This is a genomic window from Dictyobacter formicarum (assembly GCF_016587435.1).
The window spans coordinates 49,307-69,080 of record NZ_BNJJ01000030.1; the positions used below are offsets into that span (position 1 = coordinate 49,307).

Annotated in this window: 17 protein-coding genes; 8 read left to right on the top strand and 9 right to left on the bottom strand. The window is 50.0% G+C overall.

Annotated elements, in window-relative coordinates:
• Positions 1 to 477 precede the first annotated feature (477 nt).
• Positions 478 to 1,458 (top strand): D-2-hydroxyacid dehydrogenase, encoded by a 981-nt coding sequence (locus JMI88_RS34335; protein ID WP_201366547.1) that lies wholly within the window; start codon positions 478 to 480, stop codon positions 1,456 to 1,458.
• Positions 1,459 to 1,469: 11 nt separating this feature from the next.
• Positions 1,470 to 2,057 carry a DUF3090 family protein gene (locus JMI88_RS34340; RefSeq protein WP_201366548.1) on the top strand — a complete coding sequence of 196 codons (588 nt, stop codon included), beginning with the start codon at positions 1,470 to 1,472 and terminating at the stop codon, positions 2,055 to 2,057.
• 173 nt (positions 2,058 to 2,230) lie between these two features.
• On the opposite strand, the gene JMI88_RS34345 is transcribed toward JMI88_RS34340, so the two are convergent.
• From JMI88_RS34345 to JMI88_RS34365, 5 genes are all read right to left on the bottom strand, one after another.
• Complete coding sequence (locus JMI88_RS34345) at positions 2,231 to 2,641, bottom strand: hypothetical protein (RefSeq protein ID WP_201366549.1); 411 nt, start codon at positions 2,639 to 2,641, stop codon at positions 2,231 to 2,233.
• Complete coding sequence (locus JMI88_RS34350; RefSeq protein WP_236023194.1) at positions 2,638 to 2,877, bottom strand: hypothetical protein; 240 nt, start codon at positions 2,875 to 2,877, stop codon at positions 2,638 to 2,640. Before JMI88_RS34350 ends, JMI88_RS34345 begins: the two co-directional genes overlap by 4 nt.
• 620 nt (positions 2,878 to 3,497) lie before the next feature.
• Positions 3,498 to 4,349, bottom strand: coding sequence for a DegV family protein (locus tag JMI88_RS34355; RefSeq protein ID WP_201366551.1), 852 nt, complete (start codon positions 4,347 to 4,349; stop codon positions 3,498 to 3,500).
• 158 nt (positions 4,350 to 4,507) lie between these two features.
• A complete protein-coding gene (gene fakA, locus JMI88_RS34360; protein ID WP_201366552.1) occupies positions 4,508 to 6,229 on the bottom strand; it encodes a DAK2 domain-containing protein in 1,722 nt (573 codons plus the stop codon).
• 23 nt (positions 6,230 to 6,252) lie between these two features.
• Positions 6,253 to 6,648 (bottom strand): Asp23/Gls24 family envelope stress response protein, encoded by a 396-nt coding sequence (locus JMI88_RS34365; protein ID WP_201366553.1) that lies wholly within the window; start codon positions 6,646 to 6,648, stop codon positions 6,253 to 6,255.
• A gap of 217 nt (positions 6,649 to 6,865) precedes the next feature.
• Between JMI88_RS34365 and rpmB the strand changes: the two genes are divergently transcribed.
• Positions 6,866 to 7,063: a 50S ribosomal protein L28 gene (gene rpmB, locus JMI88_RS34370; protein WP_201366554.1), complete on the top strand. Its 198-nt coding sequence runs from the start codon at positions 6,866 to 6,868 to the stop codon at positions 7,061 to 7,063.
• 410 nt (positions 7,064 to 7,473) lie between these two features.
• On the opposite strand, the gene rlmN is transcribed toward rpmB, so the two are convergent.
• A complete protein-coding gene (gene rlmN / locus JMI88_RS34375) occupies positions 7,474 to 8,628 on the bottom strand; it encodes a dual-specificity RNA methyltransferase RlmN (protein WP_201366555.1) in 1,155 nt (384 codons plus the stop codon).
• A 215-nt stretch (positions 8,629 to 8,843) separates the two neighbouring features.
• Between rlmN and JMI88_RS34380 the strand changes: the two genes are divergently transcribed.
• Positions 8,844 to 10,262, top strand: coding sequence for an MFS transporter (locus tag JMI88_RS34380; RefSeq protein ID WP_201366556.1), 1,419 nt, complete (start codon positions 8,844 to 8,846; stop codon positions 10,260 to 10,262).
• Between the two features lie 167 nt (positions 10,263 to 10,429).
• Here JMI88_RS34380 and JMI88_RS34385 read toward each other — a convergent pair whose 3' ends face one another.
• From JMI88_RS34385 to tgt, 3 genes are all read right to left on the bottom strand, one after another.
• Positions 10,430 to 12,247 (bottom strand): glycoside hydrolase family 2 protein, encoded by a 1,818-nt coding sequence (locus JMI88_RS34385; RefSeq protein ID WP_201366557.1) that lies wholly within the window; start codon positions 12,245 to 12,247, stop codon positions 10,430 to 10,432.
• A gap of 84 nt (positions 12,248 to 12,331) precedes the next feature.
• Positions 12,332 to 13,159, bottom strand: a complete 828-nt coding sequence (rmt, locus tag JMI88_RS34390) for a class I SAM-dependent methyltransferase (RefSeq protein ID WP_201366558.1) — start codon at positions 13,157 to 13,159, stop codon at positions 12,332 to 12,334.
• Entirely contained in the window at positions 13,152 to 14,282 is a 1,131-nt protein-coding gene (gene tgt / locus JMI88_RS34395) for a tRNA guanosine(34) transglycosylase Tgt (RefSeq protein ID WP_201366559.1), read from the bottom strand. The genes rmt and tgt overlap by 8 nt, the downstream gene beginning before the upstream one ends.
• Before the next feature lie 423 nt (positions 14,283 to 14,705).
• Between tgt and JMI88_RS34400 the strand changes: the two genes are divergently transcribed.
• The 4 genes from JMI88_RS34400 (at position 14,706) to hflX (ending at position 19,769) form a co-directional block, all read left to right on the top strand.
• Positions 14,706 to 16,163 carry a TldD/PmbA family protein gene (locus JMI88_RS34400; RefSeq protein WP_201366560.1) on the top strand — a complete coding sequence of 486 codons (1,458 nt, stop codon included), beginning with the start codon at positions 14,706 to 14,708 and terminating at the stop codon, positions 16,161 to 16,163.
• Positions 16,164 to 16,180: 17 nt separating this feature from the next.
• On the top strand, positions 16,181 to 17,518 hold the full coding sequence (locus tag JMI88_RS34405) for a TldD/PmbA family protein (protein WP_201366561.1): 1,338 nt from the start codon (positions 16,181 to 16,183) through the stop codon (positions 17,516 to 17,518).
• A gap of 284 nt (positions 17,519 to 17,802) precedes the next feature.
• Positions 17,803 to 18,348 carry a CvpA family protein gene (locus JMI88_RS34410; RefSeq protein ID WP_201366562.1) on the top strand — a complete coding sequence of 182 codons (546 nt, stop codon included), beginning with the start codon at positions 17,803 to 17,805 and terminating at the stop codon, positions 18,346 to 18,348.
• 92 nt (positions 18,349 to 18,440) lie between these two features.
• Positions 18,441 to 19,769, top strand: a complete 1,329-nt coding sequence (gene hflX / locus JMI88_RS34415; RefSeq protein WP_236023192.1) for a GTPase HflX — start codon at positions 18,441 to 18,443, stop codon at positions 19,767 to 19,769.
• The last annotated feature ends 5 nt before the right edge of the window (positions 19,770 to 19,774 follow it).

Genomic DNA, 19,774 nt, shown 5'->3' on the forward strand with positions numbered 1-19,774 from the left:
ATCAAAAGAAACGCATTTTAAAATTCAGACTGCTCTACAGGAGATCTTCGCTAAAGAGAACCTTTGTACGCATTCTGAAGATACTGGAAACGCAGCTATCTCAGGATCATCTTTATAGATATACTTTAACATAAAGTTTTGCCCCTGGGTGTTAAGTATGCATTAAAAATGTTAATTGCATCATATAATGTATGAAGGGAGCGGATTAACACTAAATTAGTGGCTGAGATTGGCATGATACAAGTGGAGGACCCGATAGTTCAAAAAGTTTTTAACAATTATAATAGTATTGCTAGCAGTTCTGGCCATGAATTAGACTGGTATAGGATGGGAGACGCGTTGTTTATGCCACCTGCAAGCAGCCATATTTATGGCAGGCCGAGCAAAACCTATGATTTGTCTCGCCTGTCCGGGTAAGTGCGCTATCAAGCTGCATGGCAAAATAATTGAACGCACCAGACCGAAAGAGGAGGTTGTATGACTGATTACGGAAAAATTATCAGTACATTCCAGTTTACAACAGCATCACAGGCTATTTTGCGTGAGGCAGGGCAAACTGATGTACTTTGTATCACAAACAAGGAAGAGTTTCTTGAGCGCTTAAAGGAAGCTGAGATTCTCTGCTCATACTGGGTTCCCAACAACTGGCGCGTTCTCGCGCCTCAATTGCGCTGGCTACAGGCCTCAGGAGCGGGTGTCGATGGCTTGCGCCCATCAGGAATTTTAGATGAGCCTGATCGTGTAATCGTTACAACCGCCGTTGGTATTCATGCTTCAACGATTGGCGAATATGTCTTTGGCAGTATGCTCATGTTTAATCGGACCTGGCCTGAAATGGTGCGCTTGCAGGATCGGCATGTGTGGCCTCATAGTGTAAACTGGTACAAACTCGGAGGGCGCGAACTGGTAGATCAGACGCTAGGAATTGTTGGTCTGGGCAGTATTGGCCGTCGTATCGCGCAATTAGGCCGTGCTTTTGGGATGCGTGTATTAGCCACCCGTCGTAGCGTTGAGCCCGGAATGACCGATCCAGATGTAGATCAGCTCTATCCGATGGATCGCTTGCAGGATATGTTGCGGCGTAGTGATTATGTTGTATTATCTGTACCTTTGACGCCGCAAACGGAAAAGTTGATTGGTGAGCCAGAACTACGGGCTATGCAACCACATGCCTATCTGGTCAACGTCGCTCGTGGCCAGATCATCGATGAGAAGATGCTGATTCGTGCTCTAAAAGAAGGCTGGATTGCTGGTGCGGGCCTGGATGTGACACAGGAGGAACCACTACCGCCGAGCAGTCCGCTGTTCTCTCTACCCAACATCATTTTGACTCCGCATATTTCGGGTGATAGTGTGCACTATGATCGGCGTCTGACCGAACTGTTTGCCAACAATCTGCGACGCTATCGGACCGGCGAGCCACTGATCAATCGTTATGATCCTGCGCGTGGATATTGATGAGGTGAAAAATGGGCACAGATTTAGGACGTGTATCAATTATTGGCGCTGATGCCGTTGGTCAACCCGGGCAACGACGCTTTCGCATATTTGCGCGGAGTAGAGAGGCTTCAGCGATCATGTGGCTGGAAAAAGAGCAGCTAGCTGGTCTGTCTGAGGCGCTAGATCGTACACTGGCTCTCATCACTGAGGGCCAGGTGCTACGTACAGAGGCACGGGCCGGAGGCATAATGGCCGCAGAGGCCATGCCGGCTGATTTTCCACGCTATCCAAACTACGAGGTACAAGTGGGCCAGATGCGCCTGAGCTTTGATGAGCAGGATTCATTTTTCTCTTTGCTGATTACTCCATTGAGTATTTCGCTGGAGGATATGCGGGAGCCTGAAATTACTATGAACGAAGAAGAGCAAATACTGATGAGCTTTACTCAACAGCAGGCGCAAGATCTCTCCAGTACTATCCAGGCTGTAGTAGTTGCGGGGCGTCCCGTTTGCCCGTTGTGCCATACCCCTCTTGATGGAGGACCCCATGCTTGTGTCAAGCAGAATGGACATCGTGAAATCGTGCAAATTGAAGAAGCAGATGATGAAGGAGAGTAACACTAGCTATGGAGCAGGCAACCATTCATGATATGTCTGCAGGCTCGAGAAACACGTGGAAACGTGGACAGAAAGAAATAGGGGCGTAGTACTCACGCCCCTATGGGTGTTGTATCTGACGCATCAAGAATATGGTACAACGCACCCAGGACTATATAAATCATCCTATGTTCTCAATCATGGCAGGCGTATTTATTCGCTTTTTGTAAGTATACTTCCTCATTTGCCTCGATCATTAACTTGTGTAGTACTACAACATCAGCATCAGGTAGATACTCCGCAGGTTGTAGGCATAAGCGCATGATCGCATGACCGCTTTCTAACACCTGAACATAGCCTTTAGTTCTGGGTACGCGATATGTCCATTTTGGCTCACTTGGACTTGGTATCTCCAAATAGCCGCGCCAGAGAAGTTGGCGAAATTGCTCTGGTGTAAGCATATCGCGTAACAAATTGGCCGCCTGTCGCTCTGCACGAGTCAACCCTTTTAGATATGGAAGTAAGAACAACCATATAACTGGTGTGATCGTGAGAGCAATGATTGTCCAACACAGGACAGAAATGGCCAGGGACGCGAAGTTCATCCTCCAACGACTCGTGGTACCAGAACTATTTGTTCTGCTGTGGCGTCGAATTTATCTATGCGTTGTACCGGATTGCCATCGATGACACGAAATGCTGTTGCGCCTTTCGCTCTCTCTTGCTCGAAGATCCGTTCTGCCTCTTTTACGGCCGCTACTGCTTCGGGATCACCTGCTTGAATTTTCTGCTCATCCCAGGTAAGGCGATCATCGCCGCGCCGTGACATCACCCGTAACATACCCACAGTCGTTCCTCCTTCGCAGTTTACGCCATGTTGATTGCATGGCTGATGCCAACGAAAATGTTGTTGGTTGAAGCTACTTTTGTCGTAGCTAGATGTCATCCTGTCAACGAACTACATGAACTCAATCGCTTTTGTGCAGATATCTGCGGTGTGTATGCGCAGGCAATTGTTCAACTTTTCCAGTTTAAACCTGGCATATGCTTGCGCACATAACATATACAACACGCTGGGTGTTTCCACTGTGTATACAAAAAGACACACGCTGGTACTACTATTGTACGTGACGACCCCGGTATAGTCAATGGTTAGGAGCTTATTCAAGCAACCGTTAACTATACTTTAATACTTATCCCGTTTGCACTGTATGTGTTGCGCATACGCTGTAAAGCTGAGTTTTCAAGCGTCAGTGCATAACAGGCTTGCTCTTGTCACGCAAAGTCTTTCGTTGCCCGCCAGCCTGGGAACGCGACGCCCCCAATCTCTTTTTTTCCTGGTGCAAAACACCAGAAATTCTTTATATAATAAAAATACGCAACACCTCTGATGTTGCGTATTTTTATTATATCAATGAAGCGCCTGCTTCGTGTTGTGCAGTATCCAGCCAGTCGGGATAATTATTGTTTGCCAGTCACAAAGGTGATAGCCACCGTGCCTGGACCTGTATGAGTACCAAGGACCGCGCCCAACTTATATTGAGGAATATCGCCCGTATAAACGGGTTTGAGGGCTTCAGCCAGTTGTTGGCCAATCTCTGCGCTAGACTCAGCGATGGCGATATCCTCAATTGGTCCGCTTTCTGCCAGCAATTGGGCTGTGCGCGCAAAGGCCTTGCTGCGTGTGCGTGGCTGTTCAATTGGTACTACCACACCCTCTTTATTCAATGCGATAACTGGTTTGACACTGAGCATGTTGCCCAGCAAGGCTTTGGCCCCGCCAATACGGCCACCGCGCTTAACAAATTCCAGCGTATCGAGAACGGCCAGAATGCGAGTACGTGAAAATCTATCTTCAGCATACGCTTTGAGCTCTTCCAGGCTCGTATTGGCATTATTCATTTCGGATAGTTTTTTCAAAGTCATAAACATGCCAGCGCTGATACTTTTGGAATCGATAGCCTCAAAAGGTACACTGCGTACCTCTTCTGGCAGGGTTTCCCAGGCGGTACGAGCAGATTGATAGGTGCCACTCAGCTGTGATGAAAGATGGATCGATAAAATTCCGGTTGCCCCCTCTTTGATCAAGCGGGTGTAAGCTTCCTGGAAGAGTGCTGGAGAGGGTTGCGAAGTACGGGGAAGCACTTTGCTGGCCTGTAATTTTTGATAAAAGGTTGCGTTATCCAGGTCAAGATTATCTTGATATGCCTCTTCGCCAAAAAAAACGGTTAGCGGGACAATGGTAATGCCTAATGCTTCTGCCATCTCTGGCGAAATATCTGCGGTGCTGTCTGTAACGATGCGAATGCTCATTGCAGGCCTCCTGGGAAAAATAAAATCGGTGGGACGTGATCCACTGCTGGTTCATTATCTACAAATGCTGCGGATCACTCCTGTCTGGTTTCTGGCAAACAAATAAAGTTAATTATTTGGGTAGGACAGAAAAAATACACCTTTATCTGTAATAGTCGTTATTCAACAGAAATAATATAGGCGTAGTAAGGTTGACCGCCATTTACAACTTCTATCTCAAGTTGAGAATGGCCAGTCTTGATGCGCCTGGCTGTCTCTTGCGCTTGCTCAGCTGTTACTGCCTCACCATAATAGATGGTAACGATTTCGTATCTATCAATATTCATGCGTTGTAACGTGTCGCGCAGGGTCTCTTCCATATTAGAATTAGCCACCGAGAGATTGCCATTGATAACGCCAATGAAATCTCCTTCGCGGACATGAAGCGTTCCCAACTGAACTGAACGTACGGCGGTCGTAATTTCTGCCGTTTGAATGGTGCGAGCGGCCTCTGTCATCGTTTCGCAATTAGTGGCAAAATCCGCTTCGTAGTTGATGCTGATCAGAGCTGCGATTCCCTGGGGGAGAGTTTTACAGGGAACAACGTAGACTTCTTTGTTGCTCAGATTGACTACCTGTTGAGCACTCAAAATGACGTTGCTATTATTGGGCAGAATAATAATCTTTTGGGCGGGATTTTTCTCTACTGCATCCAGGAGCTCTTCAATACTGGGATTCATGGTCTGGCCGCCCGAGACGATGGAACTGACGCCCAGGCCACGGAAGACCTTTTCAAAGCCTTCACCTGAGACTACTGCTACGGTCGCCAACTGATTGCTGGCCATAGCTTCCCGCTCTTCTTGATTTTCTCCGGCATGTTCCGCCTCGCTCTCCGCCGCATAGGTGAGGCTCTGTTCCTGCAGATTTTCAATATTGATGTCGAGTAGGCTACCCAGGCCAACGCCGTAATCCAGAATCTTGCCCGGCGTTAAAGTGTGGGTATGTACTTTAAGCATAGTTTCATCGCCAGCTACAACGGTTGAGACGCCGCCCATGTCTATGATCGTTTGACGAATGGTTCCCACATCCAGGTTGCTGCCACGTAAGAGGAAAACGACTTCATAGCCAAATTCTTCTTCGATGGTAACGCGTCCCTTTTTGGTGTGAGTTTCACCATGCGTGGTGGGAGATGTAGAAGTGGCCGTAAGTGGGTTGCTTTGACTGCTTATGCCGCTGGTAGCTTCACCGCGCATATAGCGTAAGACGCCCTCGAGGATGGTGCAGAATCCCTGGCCGCCAGCATCCACAACGCCAGCCTGTTTGAGGGTAGGCAATAGTTCGGGGGTACGAGCAACCGCCTGGCGAGCAGCGGCAACAATATCTTGCATCTCAATAACCAGATCATTCTGATGCTCTGCGCTACGCTTTGCCGCCTCGGCAACCTCGCGCACCACCGTCAGAATAGTCCCTTCCACCGGCTTAAGAACCGCACGGTAGGCCAACTCCGACGCCTTCTGAAAAGCCTCTGCCAGATCCTGTGCATTGAAGGTTGTTTTATTTTCCAGACCAGCGGCTATACCGCGTAATGTTTGCGATAAGATAACGCCCGAGTTTCCACGTGCTCCCAATAATGCATCATGGGCAACCTGCCTGGCGATAGCCCCCGCCGATTTTTCCTCGCTCTGAGTGATATTGCGAATGGCGGATTTCATCGTTGCTGCCATGTTTGATCCTGTATCACCATCGGGTACAGGAAAAACATTAAGTGCATTGATGGTATCGCGGTTTTCCTCCAGCCATGCTGCACCGGCTAAGATCGCTTTCCTTAAATCCTGTCCATCAAAGACACTAATGCGTCTCGACCGTTGACGTAGTATTGGGCGTGGTGTTGTTTCCTCCATAGCCGCTGTGCTACCTCTGTCCTTTATTTCTTTTCTGTTAGTCCTGGTCCATGGATTAGTCCCTGGACATTAACATTAACTTGTGTTACAGGAGTGCCGAGCATTTTCTCAACCGAAAATTTGACGGCGCTCATAATATTATGCGCAATTTCAGAAATACGCAATCCATATTCAAGTGCAACATAGACATCGATCGTCAGTTGCTCGTTGAGTATCTGAATGCGTACCCCCTGGTTTCTCTGCTCGGGTGTCAGAATGACCGCTTGCCCGTTGCGTAAGTGTGGAGAAGCTATGCCCAGGACGCCATAGCAGGCCAGGGTTGCTTCGACTGCAATGGAATGGATGGCGTTGGGTAGTACTTCTATTTTCCCGCGAGGGTGTGAGCCGTGCTGTGGCTGTATAGCAGATGTTTTTGGCATACGCATGTGTCTTCTCTCTTGCCAAAATAGCCAATATCGGTTATACTCGCATAACGTGTTTGGATTATCCAGGCGGTGCACGCACGAGTTTTCTTGATGCAGTATACCAGAGGCTTCAAGGATAATCAAGTAAACGAATATAGGGCAAAAATGAGGCCTTCCGTCTGAGGAAGGAATTATTTTGTGTCCCTTGCATCTTTCGGGAGGAAGAAAAGTAATGTCAGCAGGACGTTGTGATATCTGTGAACGTAAGCCAATGTATGGCAACAATGTTCCCTTTTCGCAGCATCGCACACGCCGTCGTTTCGTACTGAACGTGCAGCGCCGTCGTATCGCGATCAATGGTACCCCACGCGTGGTCAACATCTGCACCCGCTGTCTCCGCACCATGAGCAAAATGCCAAAAGAGCGCTAGTTCACATATGCATCAATTACGCATGAAGGAAACCCCCTACAATCGATGATTGTGGCCGACTAAGTTGGAGCCACATCGATACATATTGCAGGGGGTTCCTTGTGTGCATGGCACCTTTATTTTTTACTGCGTTCGCGTTGCACGCTGTCGGGGAAGTTGAGTGCCCCCGCACAGGCGTCCGCATGCGCGGCCGCATCTGTAATTTAGACGGATGATGGCACAAAAAAAGCGAGCTCAGCTCGCTTTTTTTGTGCCATCATCCGTCTAAATTACATTTGTAAGCACCGTAGGTGCGTAGCGTCATAGGTGCTGAGCTTGCCTCAGCTTGATGCCGAAGGCGCGAAATGTCTGACTTTCAAGCAACTTTCTTAGAAAAAGCAAGGAAGCGCCCGCAAGGGACGCGCCTACGTTTATGGTGTAACTACCGGTACGACCGGTGTTTTTCGGCTATTTTCAAAGCGCGTACGTAGCTGTCCACAGGCGGCAGCTATATCATCTCCACGTTCTGCCCGCACACTATTGCTAATGCCACGCTCAAACAGCAGATTGCGGAACGCACGTATGGCATCTGGTCCAGGGGTTTGATAGCTGGCGGATGTAGCGTTGACAGGAATGCAGTTTACATGCGCGAATTGCTTCAATGGTGCCAGCAACTCGGCCAGTTTTTCCGCATACTCGGCGGTATCATTGACCCCTGCCAGTAAGACATATTCAAAGGTTACCTGCCGTTTTGTGGTGGCAATGTAGTCCTTACAGGCCTCCAGGAGCTCGGCTAATGGATATTTGCGATTAACCGGCATGGTCTGGCTGCGCAGTTCATCGGTTGGAGCGTGCAGCGAGATGGCCAGATTGATCTGCAGATTTTCCTGACTTAGCTTGCGAATCGCGGGTGCCAGACCAACGGTCGAGACCGTCATATGGCGTGCCCCCAGATTAAAGCCATCGCTGCTATTCAGGATGCGTAAGGCCTGCAGGACATTTGCATAATTATGTAATGGTTCACCCATGCCCATCAAAACAATATTTGTAATATGATCGATAGGCGCGCTGCCAGGCAATCCTGCAGCGGTCCAGGGAGCCGCTCGTAGCTCGCGAGCGAAGAAAAGAACCTGAGCGACAATCTCACCTGAGCTCAAATGGCGATCAAAGCCCATCTGGCCCGTGGCGCAGAATGTGCAGCCGAAGGCACAACCAGCCTGGCTGGAGACACAGACGGTTGCTCTAGAACTGCTCTCTTTCACGGGGGGATACAGCATCAACACCGATTCGACCAGTTTGCCATCAGATAGCTCTAGTAGAATTTTGCGTGTGCGATCGTCTTTAGAATGCAGTTCGCTACGAATAACAGTGGGTCCAATACATGCTTCTTCAGACAGGCGCTGACGCAATGACTGCGGCAGATTAGACATAGCCGAGAAGTCGGTTTCGAGCTGGCGATAGAGCCAGTTATAGATTTGTTTGGCGCGGAAAGGTGCCTCGCCCCGTTCTTTGAGCCACTGTTGTAATTGTGGCAGCGTGAGCGCGAGGAGATCCGTTTTTTTTTGTGTTTGAGAAATCGGTGTCATGGTCATGTCCTTCATTATAGCATGAATTGGCTATGATGAGGAGCAGGCATGCGGAAAATGTTATGGAAGGGCATGAAAGAAAGAAAAGATAGGCCATTTGACATGTCTTTATCTTTGACTTTTGCTTATAATCATACGTATACCGAATAGAGGGTCCCATCGTAAGAGAAAAAAGTGCAAATTTAAGATCATCATAGAAGAGAGCCAAATGCTATATGTCGATTCCTGCCGAGCAGACCGAACAGCCTGCTAATAGTGAACAACAAGCGAGTATGGCGAGCTTTCGCCATGTATTAAAGAACCGCAATTTTTTATTGCTGTGGATAGCACAATTGATCTCGCTGACTATCCTGAATGCAGCTAATTTCGGCTTAATCGTCCTGGTTAACAGGCCACCAAACGGAGCATTTATGGCTGGCCTGGCGATTATTGCCTTTACGCTACCCGCTATACCATTTAGCGCCATTGCGGGTGCGATTGTCGATCGTATAGATAAGCGCCAGGTGCTATGGGTGAGTAATCTGTTGCGCATGGGCACCATGTTATTAATGTTCGTGTCGGTGCTGCTTGATCGCTCAAATGCATGGCCATTATTCGGGCTGATGTTTTTAACCTCGCTGATTGGTCAGTTTTTCATTCCAGCCGAGGGCGCATCCATACCTTTACTAGTTGGTGAGCGAGAATTAATGCCGGCTCTGTCCTTATTCAATATTTCAATGACCCTCTCGCAAGCAATTGGCTTTCTGGTACTGGGTAGTGTTGTCGCCAAGCTTTTTCCTGCCTTCTCGTTTGCCCTGGGTTCTCGTACTTTTCACGTTGAATCGACGGATATGCTTTTTGTCATTGTGGCGGTATTCTACCTTGTCTGTGTGGGCCTTATCCTCGCCATTCCCGAGCAAGTTTTTAACGAAGATCATATCAATAAGCATAAGCATAAACATGAGACAGATGGTGCCTATGCGGCGGCCACGCAGGCGCTACATACCCTCTGGCGCGATATGATAACAGGTTGGAAGATTGTGCGGGCGGACCGTCTGTTGTTCTTCTCGGTTGTTCAGCTCTCTCTAGTAGGCGTGCTGATGCAGCTCATTGGCGAGCTGGCGGGTACCTTTGTGCAGCAGGTCTTGAATCGTCCTCCCGAAGATATGTCGATTATCCTGACGCCGGCTGCGGTTGGCCTGGTGGGCGCATCGGTTTTGATGCCCCGCTTTGTAGAAAAAGTTGGGCGTATCCGTCTCACCGTAATTGGCTTTATCTCGTTGGCCGTTGGATTTATTCTTCTGCCTGGATTGGAATGGCTGGGCCATTGGATTAATCCCGCCCATGGAACGGAATCGCTTGGCATCCTGTTAGGCGTCATTGTGGTGCTCTTTGTCCTGGGTGTTGCCATGGCCTGCGTGAATATTCCGACCCAGACGCTGATGCAAGAGCGCGCCCCGGAGAGTGGACGCGCGCGTGTGCTCTCCCTTCAATTTATGCTGTATAGCGCGGGCACCATTCCTGTACTCTTGTTTGCCGGTGCTTTCACTTCCTTGATCGGTTTTACTCCACTCATCTTTATTGTTTCCGCTAGCCTGTTGATCTTCTGCTGGTGGGGCATCCACTATATTGGGGGGCGGATGAGCAACAGGTAAATGTTGTCGCTGAAGAGGAACAGAAACGTCAGAACCTTGAAAGTCAGGCCGAGCGTGATTCGCATGAGGATGCAGGCTAGGCCGCCGAAATATTGTCTGATAGATAAAATAAAAAGAGAGCAGTTGCGAAGGCAACTACTCTCTTTTTTTGTGCTTGACGTATGCACCTACCTGGTAGTTTTTTGTGCCGCCTGTTCGATAGCTGCCTGACGGGCCTGAATCGCATGCAGGCGTGTATTGTCGAATTTCGCACGGCGATCAAAGGTAAAGATACCGTTCTGTTCAACCGAGACATCAGTTAGCTGGGTGTAGCAATAGCCAAACATATGTGGATTATCCAGCAGGACATCACAGAGTGCCTGGAAGCGTTTATAGAATTCCTCGTGGGTATCGGGCGCAGTACCGTAACCCCAGCTTGATTTGTTGTCGCCTTTTTTAACCTGCTCGCTCCACCAGATACCGCCAAATTCACTGACAAAGTAGGGCTGGTTATTATAAGGTAAAGACATCTCATGGCCATCACGTAGATTAGTATGTACCTTACCCTCACCCATATGCGAATGACGCTCTTTATAGCGCTCTACATCGGCCCAGAAATCTTTGCCGGTCAGATAGTCGTGGGAATCATACACATCGGTCTCTGGGACGCGGTGGGCGTAACCAGAGGCATCCAGCACAGGGCGGGTGGTATCCATGGCTTTGGCAGCCAGAAACATGGCGCGCGTAACGTCGTCCAGAGTAGTGATTTTCTCCTGGCGGTCATAGTGAGTCTCATTAAGCCCACACCATCCAATCAGGGCGGGATGCGAATAGTCGCGCTCCAATGCTTCCAGCCATTGCGCCACAAAGGTCGGTGTGAAGGTATTGTCATCCTGCCAGGGTACACGACCCTCGGAGCCCCAGTCAGGGAATTCGCCCCAGACCAGGTAGCCCAACTTGTCCGCGTGATACAAGAAGCGCTCTTCAAAGACCTTTTGATGGAGGCGCGCACCATTGAAGCCGGCTTCCATGCTCAACTCGATATCACGTTTAAGAGCCTCATCGGTTGGAGCTGTCAGGACACCATCGGGATAGTATCCCTGGTCCAGGACCAGGCGCTGGAAGACAACCTCATTGTTGATTTTGATGGCGCGACCATCAATGGTGACGCTGCGCAGGCCTGCGTAGCTACGAGCGCTATCTATGACCTTACCATCAGCGTCTACCAATGTGATTGTAAGATCATAAAGATGGGGATCCTGGATAGACCAGAGATGGCGACGCTCAGCAGGGATGGCCAGATCCAGGCGCGGCGAGAAATCCCAATCAGCAGCTGTTTCAGCCTGAGCAACGACCCCATCTTTATCAGATAGTTCGGCACGCAGACGCAGTCCGGGAGTGTTATTCGTGATCGGTTGCTCCAGGCGAATCAGGCTATTGGCTAAATCGGGCGTAATACGTGGACGGCGCAGGGCAATCTCTGGCACTGGCTCCATCCATACCGTTTGCCAGATGCCAGTGGTGCGAACATAGAAGCAGCCCCAGTCGTAGTAGCGCTGGGATTGCTTGCCTCGTGGTTGGGCCGGTCGATGATCGTCACGCGCTCGTACGACGATTGTTTTGGTGCCACTGGCGGTTCCCAGATCACAGGTGAAAGGCGTAAAACCACCGCGATGACGGCCTACCTCAACCCCATCTACCCACACTGTCGTGTCGTAATCAGATGCCTGGAAATGCAGCAAAATACGCTGCCCCTCCCATTCACGAGGAATAGTTACACTACGGCGATACCAGACAGCATGCATAAAATCTTTATTATTGATGCCAGAGAGCTCTGATTCTGGACAAAAGGGGATGGTGATGTGATCTTTTAACTCTCTGTTGAGTAGTCCGCGCTCCAGGCCGCTGTCACCATTATCAATTTCAAATTGCCATTCGCCATTGAGACATTGCCATGCAGCGCGTTCAAATTGTGGGCGTGGGTATTCTGATCGAGGAATACTCATAAATACTCTAACTCCTTCAAGAGATAAGTTGTATATTCAACGTTGTACTTAATAATACTCGATAAAAGTCAGAAAATCCATGATTTATTGCACATATGTATCAATCAGAAATACAAGCTCTGTAGAGAATTCCAGCTTACGAACCTGCCAGTTGTCGACGTTAACGAGGCGCTTAAAATGTTCCTCATAATAGCTGGCCATCCCTTTGCTTTTTCCACCCAGACTCTGGATCGGATAAGAAACAACGATATAGCGTGCATTGAGAGTATGTAAAAGCCGGTAAGCCGCATGTTTATCGAGTTGTTCCAGGCAAGGAAGTACTTTGAGTACTAAAGCCAGGTCCACAGATTGAGTTGGACAGGCTTGAATGACATCGCGGGTCTGGCAGTGTCCTTCTATATGCATGAGCTCAAAATAGGCGGCCAGAAAATCCATCATGTTTTGATAAATATCGTAGGCATAGTAGGTAAATGGTTCTAACAGAGGCATCCAGGGTAGTGCGAGTGGATTGAGGCCGCAGGCGATGTCCAATATGCTATGGATGGGCGGTAGTTGCGCGAATATGGAGGTGTAGAACTCATCAAGAATAGGCAAGCGTTCGCGGGTCGAGGCGTGATATTCCATAATGTGCCGACAGGCTTGCTTGACCTGATCGGGTTGTCCCGTTTGTAAGGCCTGCTTAAGAGCTGCCAGCCAACTCACCTGATTATCGCGCCCATCCAGGTAGGCGCCCCCGATTTGATGAAGCTTATTTTTAGTGGCCTTTACCGCCTCTTTCAGGCTGCGCCGTTTCGCCAACTCCTGTGCACCAATGGCGCTGATAAGCTCAGGACAGATATCTCTATATTTGCTACTATGGCTGACATCCGCCACAAGCTGTTCCAGGGGCGCCATTTTATCTAATCTAGGCATAATGCAGATCTCTTATACGTTGTGTCAGCATGGTCATAAAGCGCAGATTGTGGATGGTCGCCAGGCGGAAAAAGAGCGTATCGTTAATTTTGAAGAGATGATGAAGGTAGCCGGCCGAGTAATGGGTGCAGCAGAGGCAATCACAAAACTCCGAGACTGGCCGATCATTTTTGATATATTTGTCGTCGTTCATATACAGATAGGTGAACCACTTCTCGCCGCTTGAAAAAGAGGTCGCGGCACTGGTAAAGCTATAGAGACGGGCATGGCGCGCATCGCGTGTAGGCATGGCACAATCAAAGATTCCATAGCCCAGGCGTGTTAGCTCCGCGATACTACCCGGGTGTCCCACGCCCAGGGCATGCATCTGATAATGGGAGGGTATCAGCCCGCGTGTATAAGTGATAATATCGGTCAGCAGATTGCCATGTTTATCCAGTGGCCAGCCGCCATAACCGAAGCCATCAAAGCCAATTTCCAGCAACGCCTCGGCACAACGTCGACGCAACTCTTCAGAGCCCCCACCTTGAACGACGCCAAAGAGCAATGGACGCTTCTCCTCCGCTAGCTTTTTCTGTTTGAGCAGGCGCTCATATTCTTTTTTACTGCGCCTGGCCCAGTCAATCGTGCGTGACACGGCCTCCGCTTGCAAATCGTAGGCCGCATCTACATGGGTGCAATAGTCCAGACACATAATGATGTCGGCCCCATAGCTCATTTGCAGTTGGATAGCCTTTTCCGGCGTCAACTGAAATTTGCGGTCTGAACCTTCTGGTTTAAATATGATGCCATCCGCACTCAGCGAACCAAACTTCGCATTCTGCTGAATCAATGAATATGCCTGGAAGCCGCCAGAGTCAGTCACAATCGGACCCCTCCAGCCGCTCATGGTGTGGAGTCCTCCCAGGGCCTGGATCGTGGATGTGCCGGGTCGTTGCATCAAATGGAAGGTATTCATGACCAGGGCCTGTATCTGGCAATTCTGTAGATCGGTAGCATCGGTGGAACGGACGACTCCCAGGGTGGCGTCCGGCATAAAAACAGGTAGGTCGATGTTGCCATGAGGTAATTGCAGACTTCCATATTGTAACTGCCCGACTTGGGCGGCTGATCCGTATTCCATTGTCTTCCTTACTGTCTGATCTCTGTGCCTGTGTTTAATCGCACATGCTATAAAAACAATGAGGCCATTATAGCATACTTTGAGCGTCTTTCCTGGCTATACACGTATCGGTATGCATAATTGCATCCTGGCAGGTGGACAGGGGGTGGAAAAACCCGTACAATAAAGCATGATCTCACAACGATAGTGCGGTAGAAGTATGGGTGCCACTTTGTCGATGCGTGAACGTTACGCAATCGGTTACTTCTACCTGTATGTTGTTCGGCCAACGCGCATTGTATACCCACTATATTTCAAAGAGGGAATGGCAAAAAGCAGCAAGGATATGTAGTACTACAATATCTGTTGTCTACTGCTGCCCAAACCTTTTTGGGTAAGTGTATATATCTTGCGCTGGTTTGCATGAAGTAGAAAGAAAAATACATGCGTGATCTCGCAATCAGAGCTATCAATGCCGCTCGGCAATTCGGAGCAAGCTATGTGGATGTGCGCGTTATGGAGCGTACAACTGAAGGCATTGATGTCAAAAACGGTCGTGTCGAGGGCGTGTCCAGTGGGACAAGCAGCGGTTTTAATGTGCGTGTGATTGTGAATGGCGCCTGGGGGTTTGCCAGCAGTGCGCGGATGGATAATGCTGAAGCCGAGCGCATTGCCCGGCAGGCAGTGCAGATTGCCCGTGCGAGCTCGCTGGTCGCTGGAGAAGCGGTCCGCCTATCGGCTTTACCACCACAAATTGGCTCGTATCGCACTCCAATGCAGATCGATCCATTTACTGTACCCTTGAATCAGAAGGTCCAGTTGCTGCTGGATGCTGATGCCGCTATGAGAAGCATTGAAGGCGTCGCCATCACCAGCGCGAATATGGAATACTCACGTGAGCGCAAGTTCTTTGCCAGTTCCGAGGGTAGCGAAATCGAGCAAGAGCTATTCGATACTGGAGCGGCCATCTCTGCCACGGCAGTAGATCCAGAGAGTAACGAGCTACAGACGCGCTCCTATCCCAATTCTTTTGGTCGCCAGGCTGGTACCGTTGGATATGAATTTATCGAAGCGATGGACCTGGTTAATCACGGGGCCCGCATTGGCGAAGAGGCTGTGCGCTTGCTGGCGGCTCCTCAATGCCCCAGTGGTATTACCACCATTATTCTGGACGGCCCACAGACTGCTCTCCAGGTTCATGAGTCCTGTGGCCATCCCATTGAACTGGATCGTGTGCTGGGTTACGAAGCAGGCTTCGTAGGCAAAAGTTTCTTAACCATGGACAAGCTCAACAGCAACTATCGCTATGGGTCAGACGTAGTCAATTTAACGGCCGATGCCACCATTCCTGGAGCGTTAGGCACCTTTGGTTGGGATGACGAAGGGGTACCGGCTCAACGCACGCCGATCGTTTCTCAGGGCATCTTTAGTGGCTACCTGATGTCGCGTGATACGGCTCCTCTGATTGGCCTGAGCAGCAATGGCTGCGTGCGGGCGGATGGCTGGAACCGTTTGCCAATGATCCGTATGACCAATGTCAGCCTGGAACCGGGCACCTGGAAGCTCGATGACCTGATCGCCGATACCCCCGATGGGCTTTATATGAGCATTAATAAGAGTTGGAGTATTGATGATCGTCGCCTGAACTTTCAGTTTGGTGTAGAACTGGCCTATGAGATTAAGAATGGCAAGCTAGGACGCCTCTACAAAAATGCAACCTATACAGGCATAACCCCGCAATTCTGGGGATCGTGTGATGCTGTATGTGGTCTAGATGAGTGGACCGTATGGGGCACGCCCAACTGTGGTAAAGGTGAGCCGATGCAGGTGATGCGCACCGGTCATGGAGCGGCCCCGGCACGTTTTCGCAATGTGCAGGTTGGCGTTGGACGGTGGTCATAGAAATGGGAGTAAATAGCATGTATTCTGATGAGGCAAGCGTCCGCACGTTGCTTGAGAAAGTTTTGCACTACTCCCAGGCCGAGCAGACAGAGGTGGTTTTCAATGCCACGGAGAGCGCACTGACCCGTTTCGCGACCAACCATATTCACCAGAATGTAGCCGAGTGCGATCACGAATTACGAGTGCGTGCCGTGGTAGGCAAGCGTGTTGGTGTGGCGACCACCAATCGCCTGGATGACGAATCCCTGCGCAAAGTCACAGCGCAGGCGTTTGCGATCGCGCGCATCCAACCCGAGAATCCTGAATTCAAATCGCTGCCAACGCCTGACACCATAGTATCAGCGGCCAGCTACAGTGAGCGTACCGCCCAATTTACGCCCGAGGAACGAGCTCGTCGGATTGGAATTATCGTGCAACTCGCGAAAGAGCATAATCTGGAATCCGCAGGCGCATTTTCGACCAACACCCATCATATAGCGGTTGCCAACTCATTAGGTATTTTCGCGTATGAGCCACGTACGGATGCGGAATGCCATGCTGTTGTGATGGCCGATGGGCACGGCTCCGGCTATACCCAGCGCATGGACACCAATGCGGACAAACTCGACTTCGAATGCATGGCTCGTGAGGCGGTTTCCAAAGCAGAGCGCAGTCGCAATCCGATCGATATCAAACTCGGAGAATATCCTATTGTCTTAGACTCCTATGCCGTCGCTGATATGTTACAACATCTCATCTTCATGGGACTCTCCGCGACCGCCGTGCAGGAAGAGCGTAGTTTTATGAATGGTCAATTTGGTAAGCAACTGGCTAGTCCATTGATTACACTCTACGACGATGGCCATGACACTGCTGGCCTGCCGCAGTCCTTTGACTATGAGGGCGTGCCAAAGCAGCGTGTCAACATCATCGAGCGTGGCATAGCGAAAGCGGTTGTCTATGATTCGTTTACCGCTGCTCGTGAAGGCAAGCCCAATACCGGTCACGCCTTACCAGCGCCGAACAGCGAAGGTCCGATGCCATTAAACCTTATGTTAGAGGCAGGAGACGCAACGCTCGAAGAACTGATCAAAGGTGTCGATCATGGTATCTATGTGACACGCTTTCACTACACAAACTCATTGCATCCAGTGAAGACGCTGCTCACAGGTATGACGCGAGACGGTACATTTCTCATTGAGCACGGAGAGCTTACCCGACCCGTGAAAAATCTGCGCTTTACACAAAGTATCCTGGACGTTTTACGCGGTACAACGGCACTTGGCCGTGAATGCATCCAATATGCCGATTATCTCACAGTTGTAGCTCCTGCCCTACGCGTCGCAAGCTTCAACTTCACCGGTATCACCGGCTAAAAGAAATTCATGATGTTTTGAGCACCGCAGGTGCGCCAAAAGAATTTCCGGCGTGCTGCAATCCATGCGCCGCAGCGCATGGATTGCAGCACGCCAAAAAAAGAGATTGGGGGCGTCGCGCCCCCACGCAGGCTGGCGAGCGACGAGAATCCCAGTAACAAAAGGGATGTGACCAGACTCACATCCCTTTTGTTACAAACCTCCTTCTCACGTTATATCATTATGTATGATAATAGACTCAGCTGTTCAACTGTAAATACTTTATGATCCGGGAGGATAAAGCGATGTCTCTAAGCTGGATTGATATTCTCTTTCTTGCTACAGTCGCCCTGTTAGTTTTTAATGGTTTTCGCAATGGAGCTGTCTTTAGTTTAGTGAGCTTGCTTGGTCTCCCCGTAGGTCTCTGGGTTGCATACGCGTATGGTCCCCAATTTACCCAGATGCTATCCTCAAATGGCATCCCGGCAACGCCCCTCATATCCTATATTGTACTTTTCTTTGGTAGTGTTTTTGTGGTACACATTGTTGGCAACTTTATTCGTGGTGCAGTTAGAAGCACACCGGTTATCAGCCAGGGTGACACCTTAGTGGGTGGCGCGATCGGCTTTGTCGAAGCATGGCTGCTCTGGCTTTTGCTACTGATCGTCCTGGGCGCTTTTCTGGGAAGTCTGCAAACCTCGCTGGTACAGGGTTCCGGCCTGGTTCCTGGCTTAAACATTCATCTCGATCAATTGCAGGGCTGGCACGATTTTTACAACCAGGCAGTCACCAATAGCTTATTCGCTAAAGTGAATAGCCTGTTCATAAAATCCCTGCCCAGTTTGCCCTAGTTGAGTTGAATGCAATGTGAAACTTGCTTTCTCCCGGTCTAATTCATACAATACACGATAGCACACTGTTTGTATTAGCAATAGACCGGAGGTTGCTTACGACAAAATCTGAACGTTTCATCGATACTGGTGTCAGTCGAGGACCTGAGCGCGCCTATCTCGTAGCGGTTGACGCTACAAGCGCTGATAGTGTCTGGAGTGTAGAGGACTCACTCAACGAATTGGGCGCGCTGGCCCGCACGGCTGGTGCTGAAGTAGTAGGTACGTTGCGCCAGCGGCTGGCGCATCCCGATGCCGCGACATATCTGGGAAAAGGACGTCTACAGGAACTTGTCGATATCGAGAGACAGCTCGATTGTGAGTTGATCATCTTTGATGATGAGCTTTCGCCTACCCAGCAACGCAATCTCGAAAAAGTTCTCAATGCGCGCGTTATCGATCGTACCGCGCTGATCCTCGATATCTTTGCTCAACATGCTCGCACCCGTGAAGGCATCCTGCAGGTAGAGCTGGCCCAGATGGAATATCGCTTGCCCCGACTCAGCGGCCAGGAGGTGGAATTTACCCGCCAGGCAGGTGGTTCACGAGGAGCTACCGGTGGAGTGGGAGGCGCCATTGGTGTACGCGGTCCTGGTGAAACCAAGCTAGAGATTGATCGACGGCGTATTCGTAGTCGTATCTCAGAGCTAAAAGAAGAGATCGAGGATGTACGCAAGCAGCGCGCCATTCACCGCCGTCAACGTGCGGCCCAGGCTATGCCGGTAATTGCCGTCGTTGGTTATACCAATACAGGCAAATCGACCCTCTTTAACGCATTGACCGAAGCAGGCGTGCTGGTTGAGAATATGCTCTTTGCCACGCTCGATCCGGTCACACGCCACATTACCTTGCCCAATCACCAGGAAATCTTGTTAACAGACACAGTGGGCTTTATTCAGAAGCTACCGACCAAGCTGATTGCAGCCTTCCGAGCTACACTTGAAGAAGTCGTGGAAGCAGATATACTACTAGAGGTTGTAGATATCAACCATGAGAACGCCATCGAGCAGAACGAAACCGTCAATGAGATCCTGGAAGAACTGGAGGCCGCCGACAAGCCAAGGGTCACGGCCCTGAACAAGGTTGATCTGGTTGATGATCCCGAAGACATCGATACCAGCCTATACCCCAATGCCGTTCCGGTTTCAGCTTTGAAGAAGCAGGGCCTGGATACCTTAATGGAAACTATTGCTCGGGTTGTGGCGGAGAATATGGATGAGGTAGACATCGTCATTCCTTATCGCAAGGGGGATCTGGTCGAGCTTTTCCACCGCCGAGGCAATATCGTAAAGGAAGAGCACCTGGAGGACGGGGTGCATATCGTCGGGCGTATTCATCGCTCACTGCGCGGCTACTTTCTCTCCTATTCAATTGCCGAGTAGCCTGC

Excerpts from the sequence above, each read along its gene's own strand:
- JMI88_RS34350 (WP_236023194.1), bottom strand. The coding sequence starts at position 2,877 with ATGTTACGGGTGATGTCACGGCGCGGCGATGATCGCCTTACCTGGGAT.
- tgt (WP_201366559.1), bottom strand. The coding sequence starts at position 14,282 with ATGGAATACGGATCAGCCGCCCAAGTCGGGCAGTTACAATATGGAAGT.
- rlmN (WP_201366555.1), bottom strand. The coding sequence starts at position 8,628 with ATGACACCGATTTCTCAAACACAAAAAAAAACGGATCTCCTCGCGCTC.
- rmt (WP_201366558.1), bottom strand. The coding sequence starts at position 13,159 with ATGCCTAGATTAGATAAAATGGCGCCCCTGGAACAGCTTGTGGCGGAT.
- fakA (WP_201366552.1), bottom strand. The coding sequence starts at position 6,229 with ATGGAGGAAACAACACCACGCCCAATACTACGTCAACGGTCGAGACGC.
- JMI88_RS34340 (WP_201366548.1), top strand. The coding sequence starts at position 1,470 with ATGGGCACAGATTTAGGACGTGTATCAATTATTGGCGCTGATGCCGTT.
- JMI88_RS34365 (WP_201366553.1), bottom strand. The coding sequence starts at position 6,648 with ATGCCAAAAACATCTGCTATACAGCCACAGCACGGCTCACACCCTCGC.
- JMI88_RS34345 (WP_201366549.1), bottom strand. The coding sequence starts at position 2,641 with ATGAACTTCGCGTCCCTGGCCATTTCTGTCCTGTGTTGGACAATCATT.
- JMI88_RS34400 (WP_201366560.1), top strand. The coding sequence starts at position 14,706 with ATGCGTGATCTCGCAATCAGAGCTATCAATGCCGCTCGGCAATTCGGA.
- rpmB (WP_201366554.1), top strand. The coding sequence starts at position 6,866 with ATGTCAGCAGGACGTTGTGATATCTGTGAACGTAAGCCAATGTATGGC.
- JMI88_RS34410 (WP_201366562.1), top strand. The coding sequence starts at position 17,803 with ATGTCTCTAAGCTGGATTGATATTCTCTTTCTTGCTACAGTCGCCCTG.
- JMI88_RS34385 (WP_201366557.1), bottom strand. The coding sequence starts at position 12,247 with ATGAGTATTCCTCGATCAGAATACCCACGCCCACAATTTGAACGCGCT.
- JMI88_RS34380 (WP_201366556.1), top strand. The coding sequence starts at position 8,844 with ATGTCGATTCCTGCCGAGCAGACCGAACAGCCTGCTAATAGTGAACAA.
- JMI88_RS34405 (WP_201366561.1), top strand. The coding sequence starts at position 16,181 with ATGTATTCTGATGAGGCAAGCGTCCGCACGTTGCTTGAGAAAGTTTTG.
- JMI88_RS34355 (WP_201366551.1), bottom strand. The coding sequence starts at position 4,349 with ATGAGCATTCGCATCGTTACAGACAGCACCGCAGATATTTCGCCAGAG.
- JMI88_RS34335 (WP_201366547.1), top strand. The coding sequence starts at position 478 with ATGACTGATTACGGAAAAATTATCAGTACATTCCAGTTTACAACAGCA.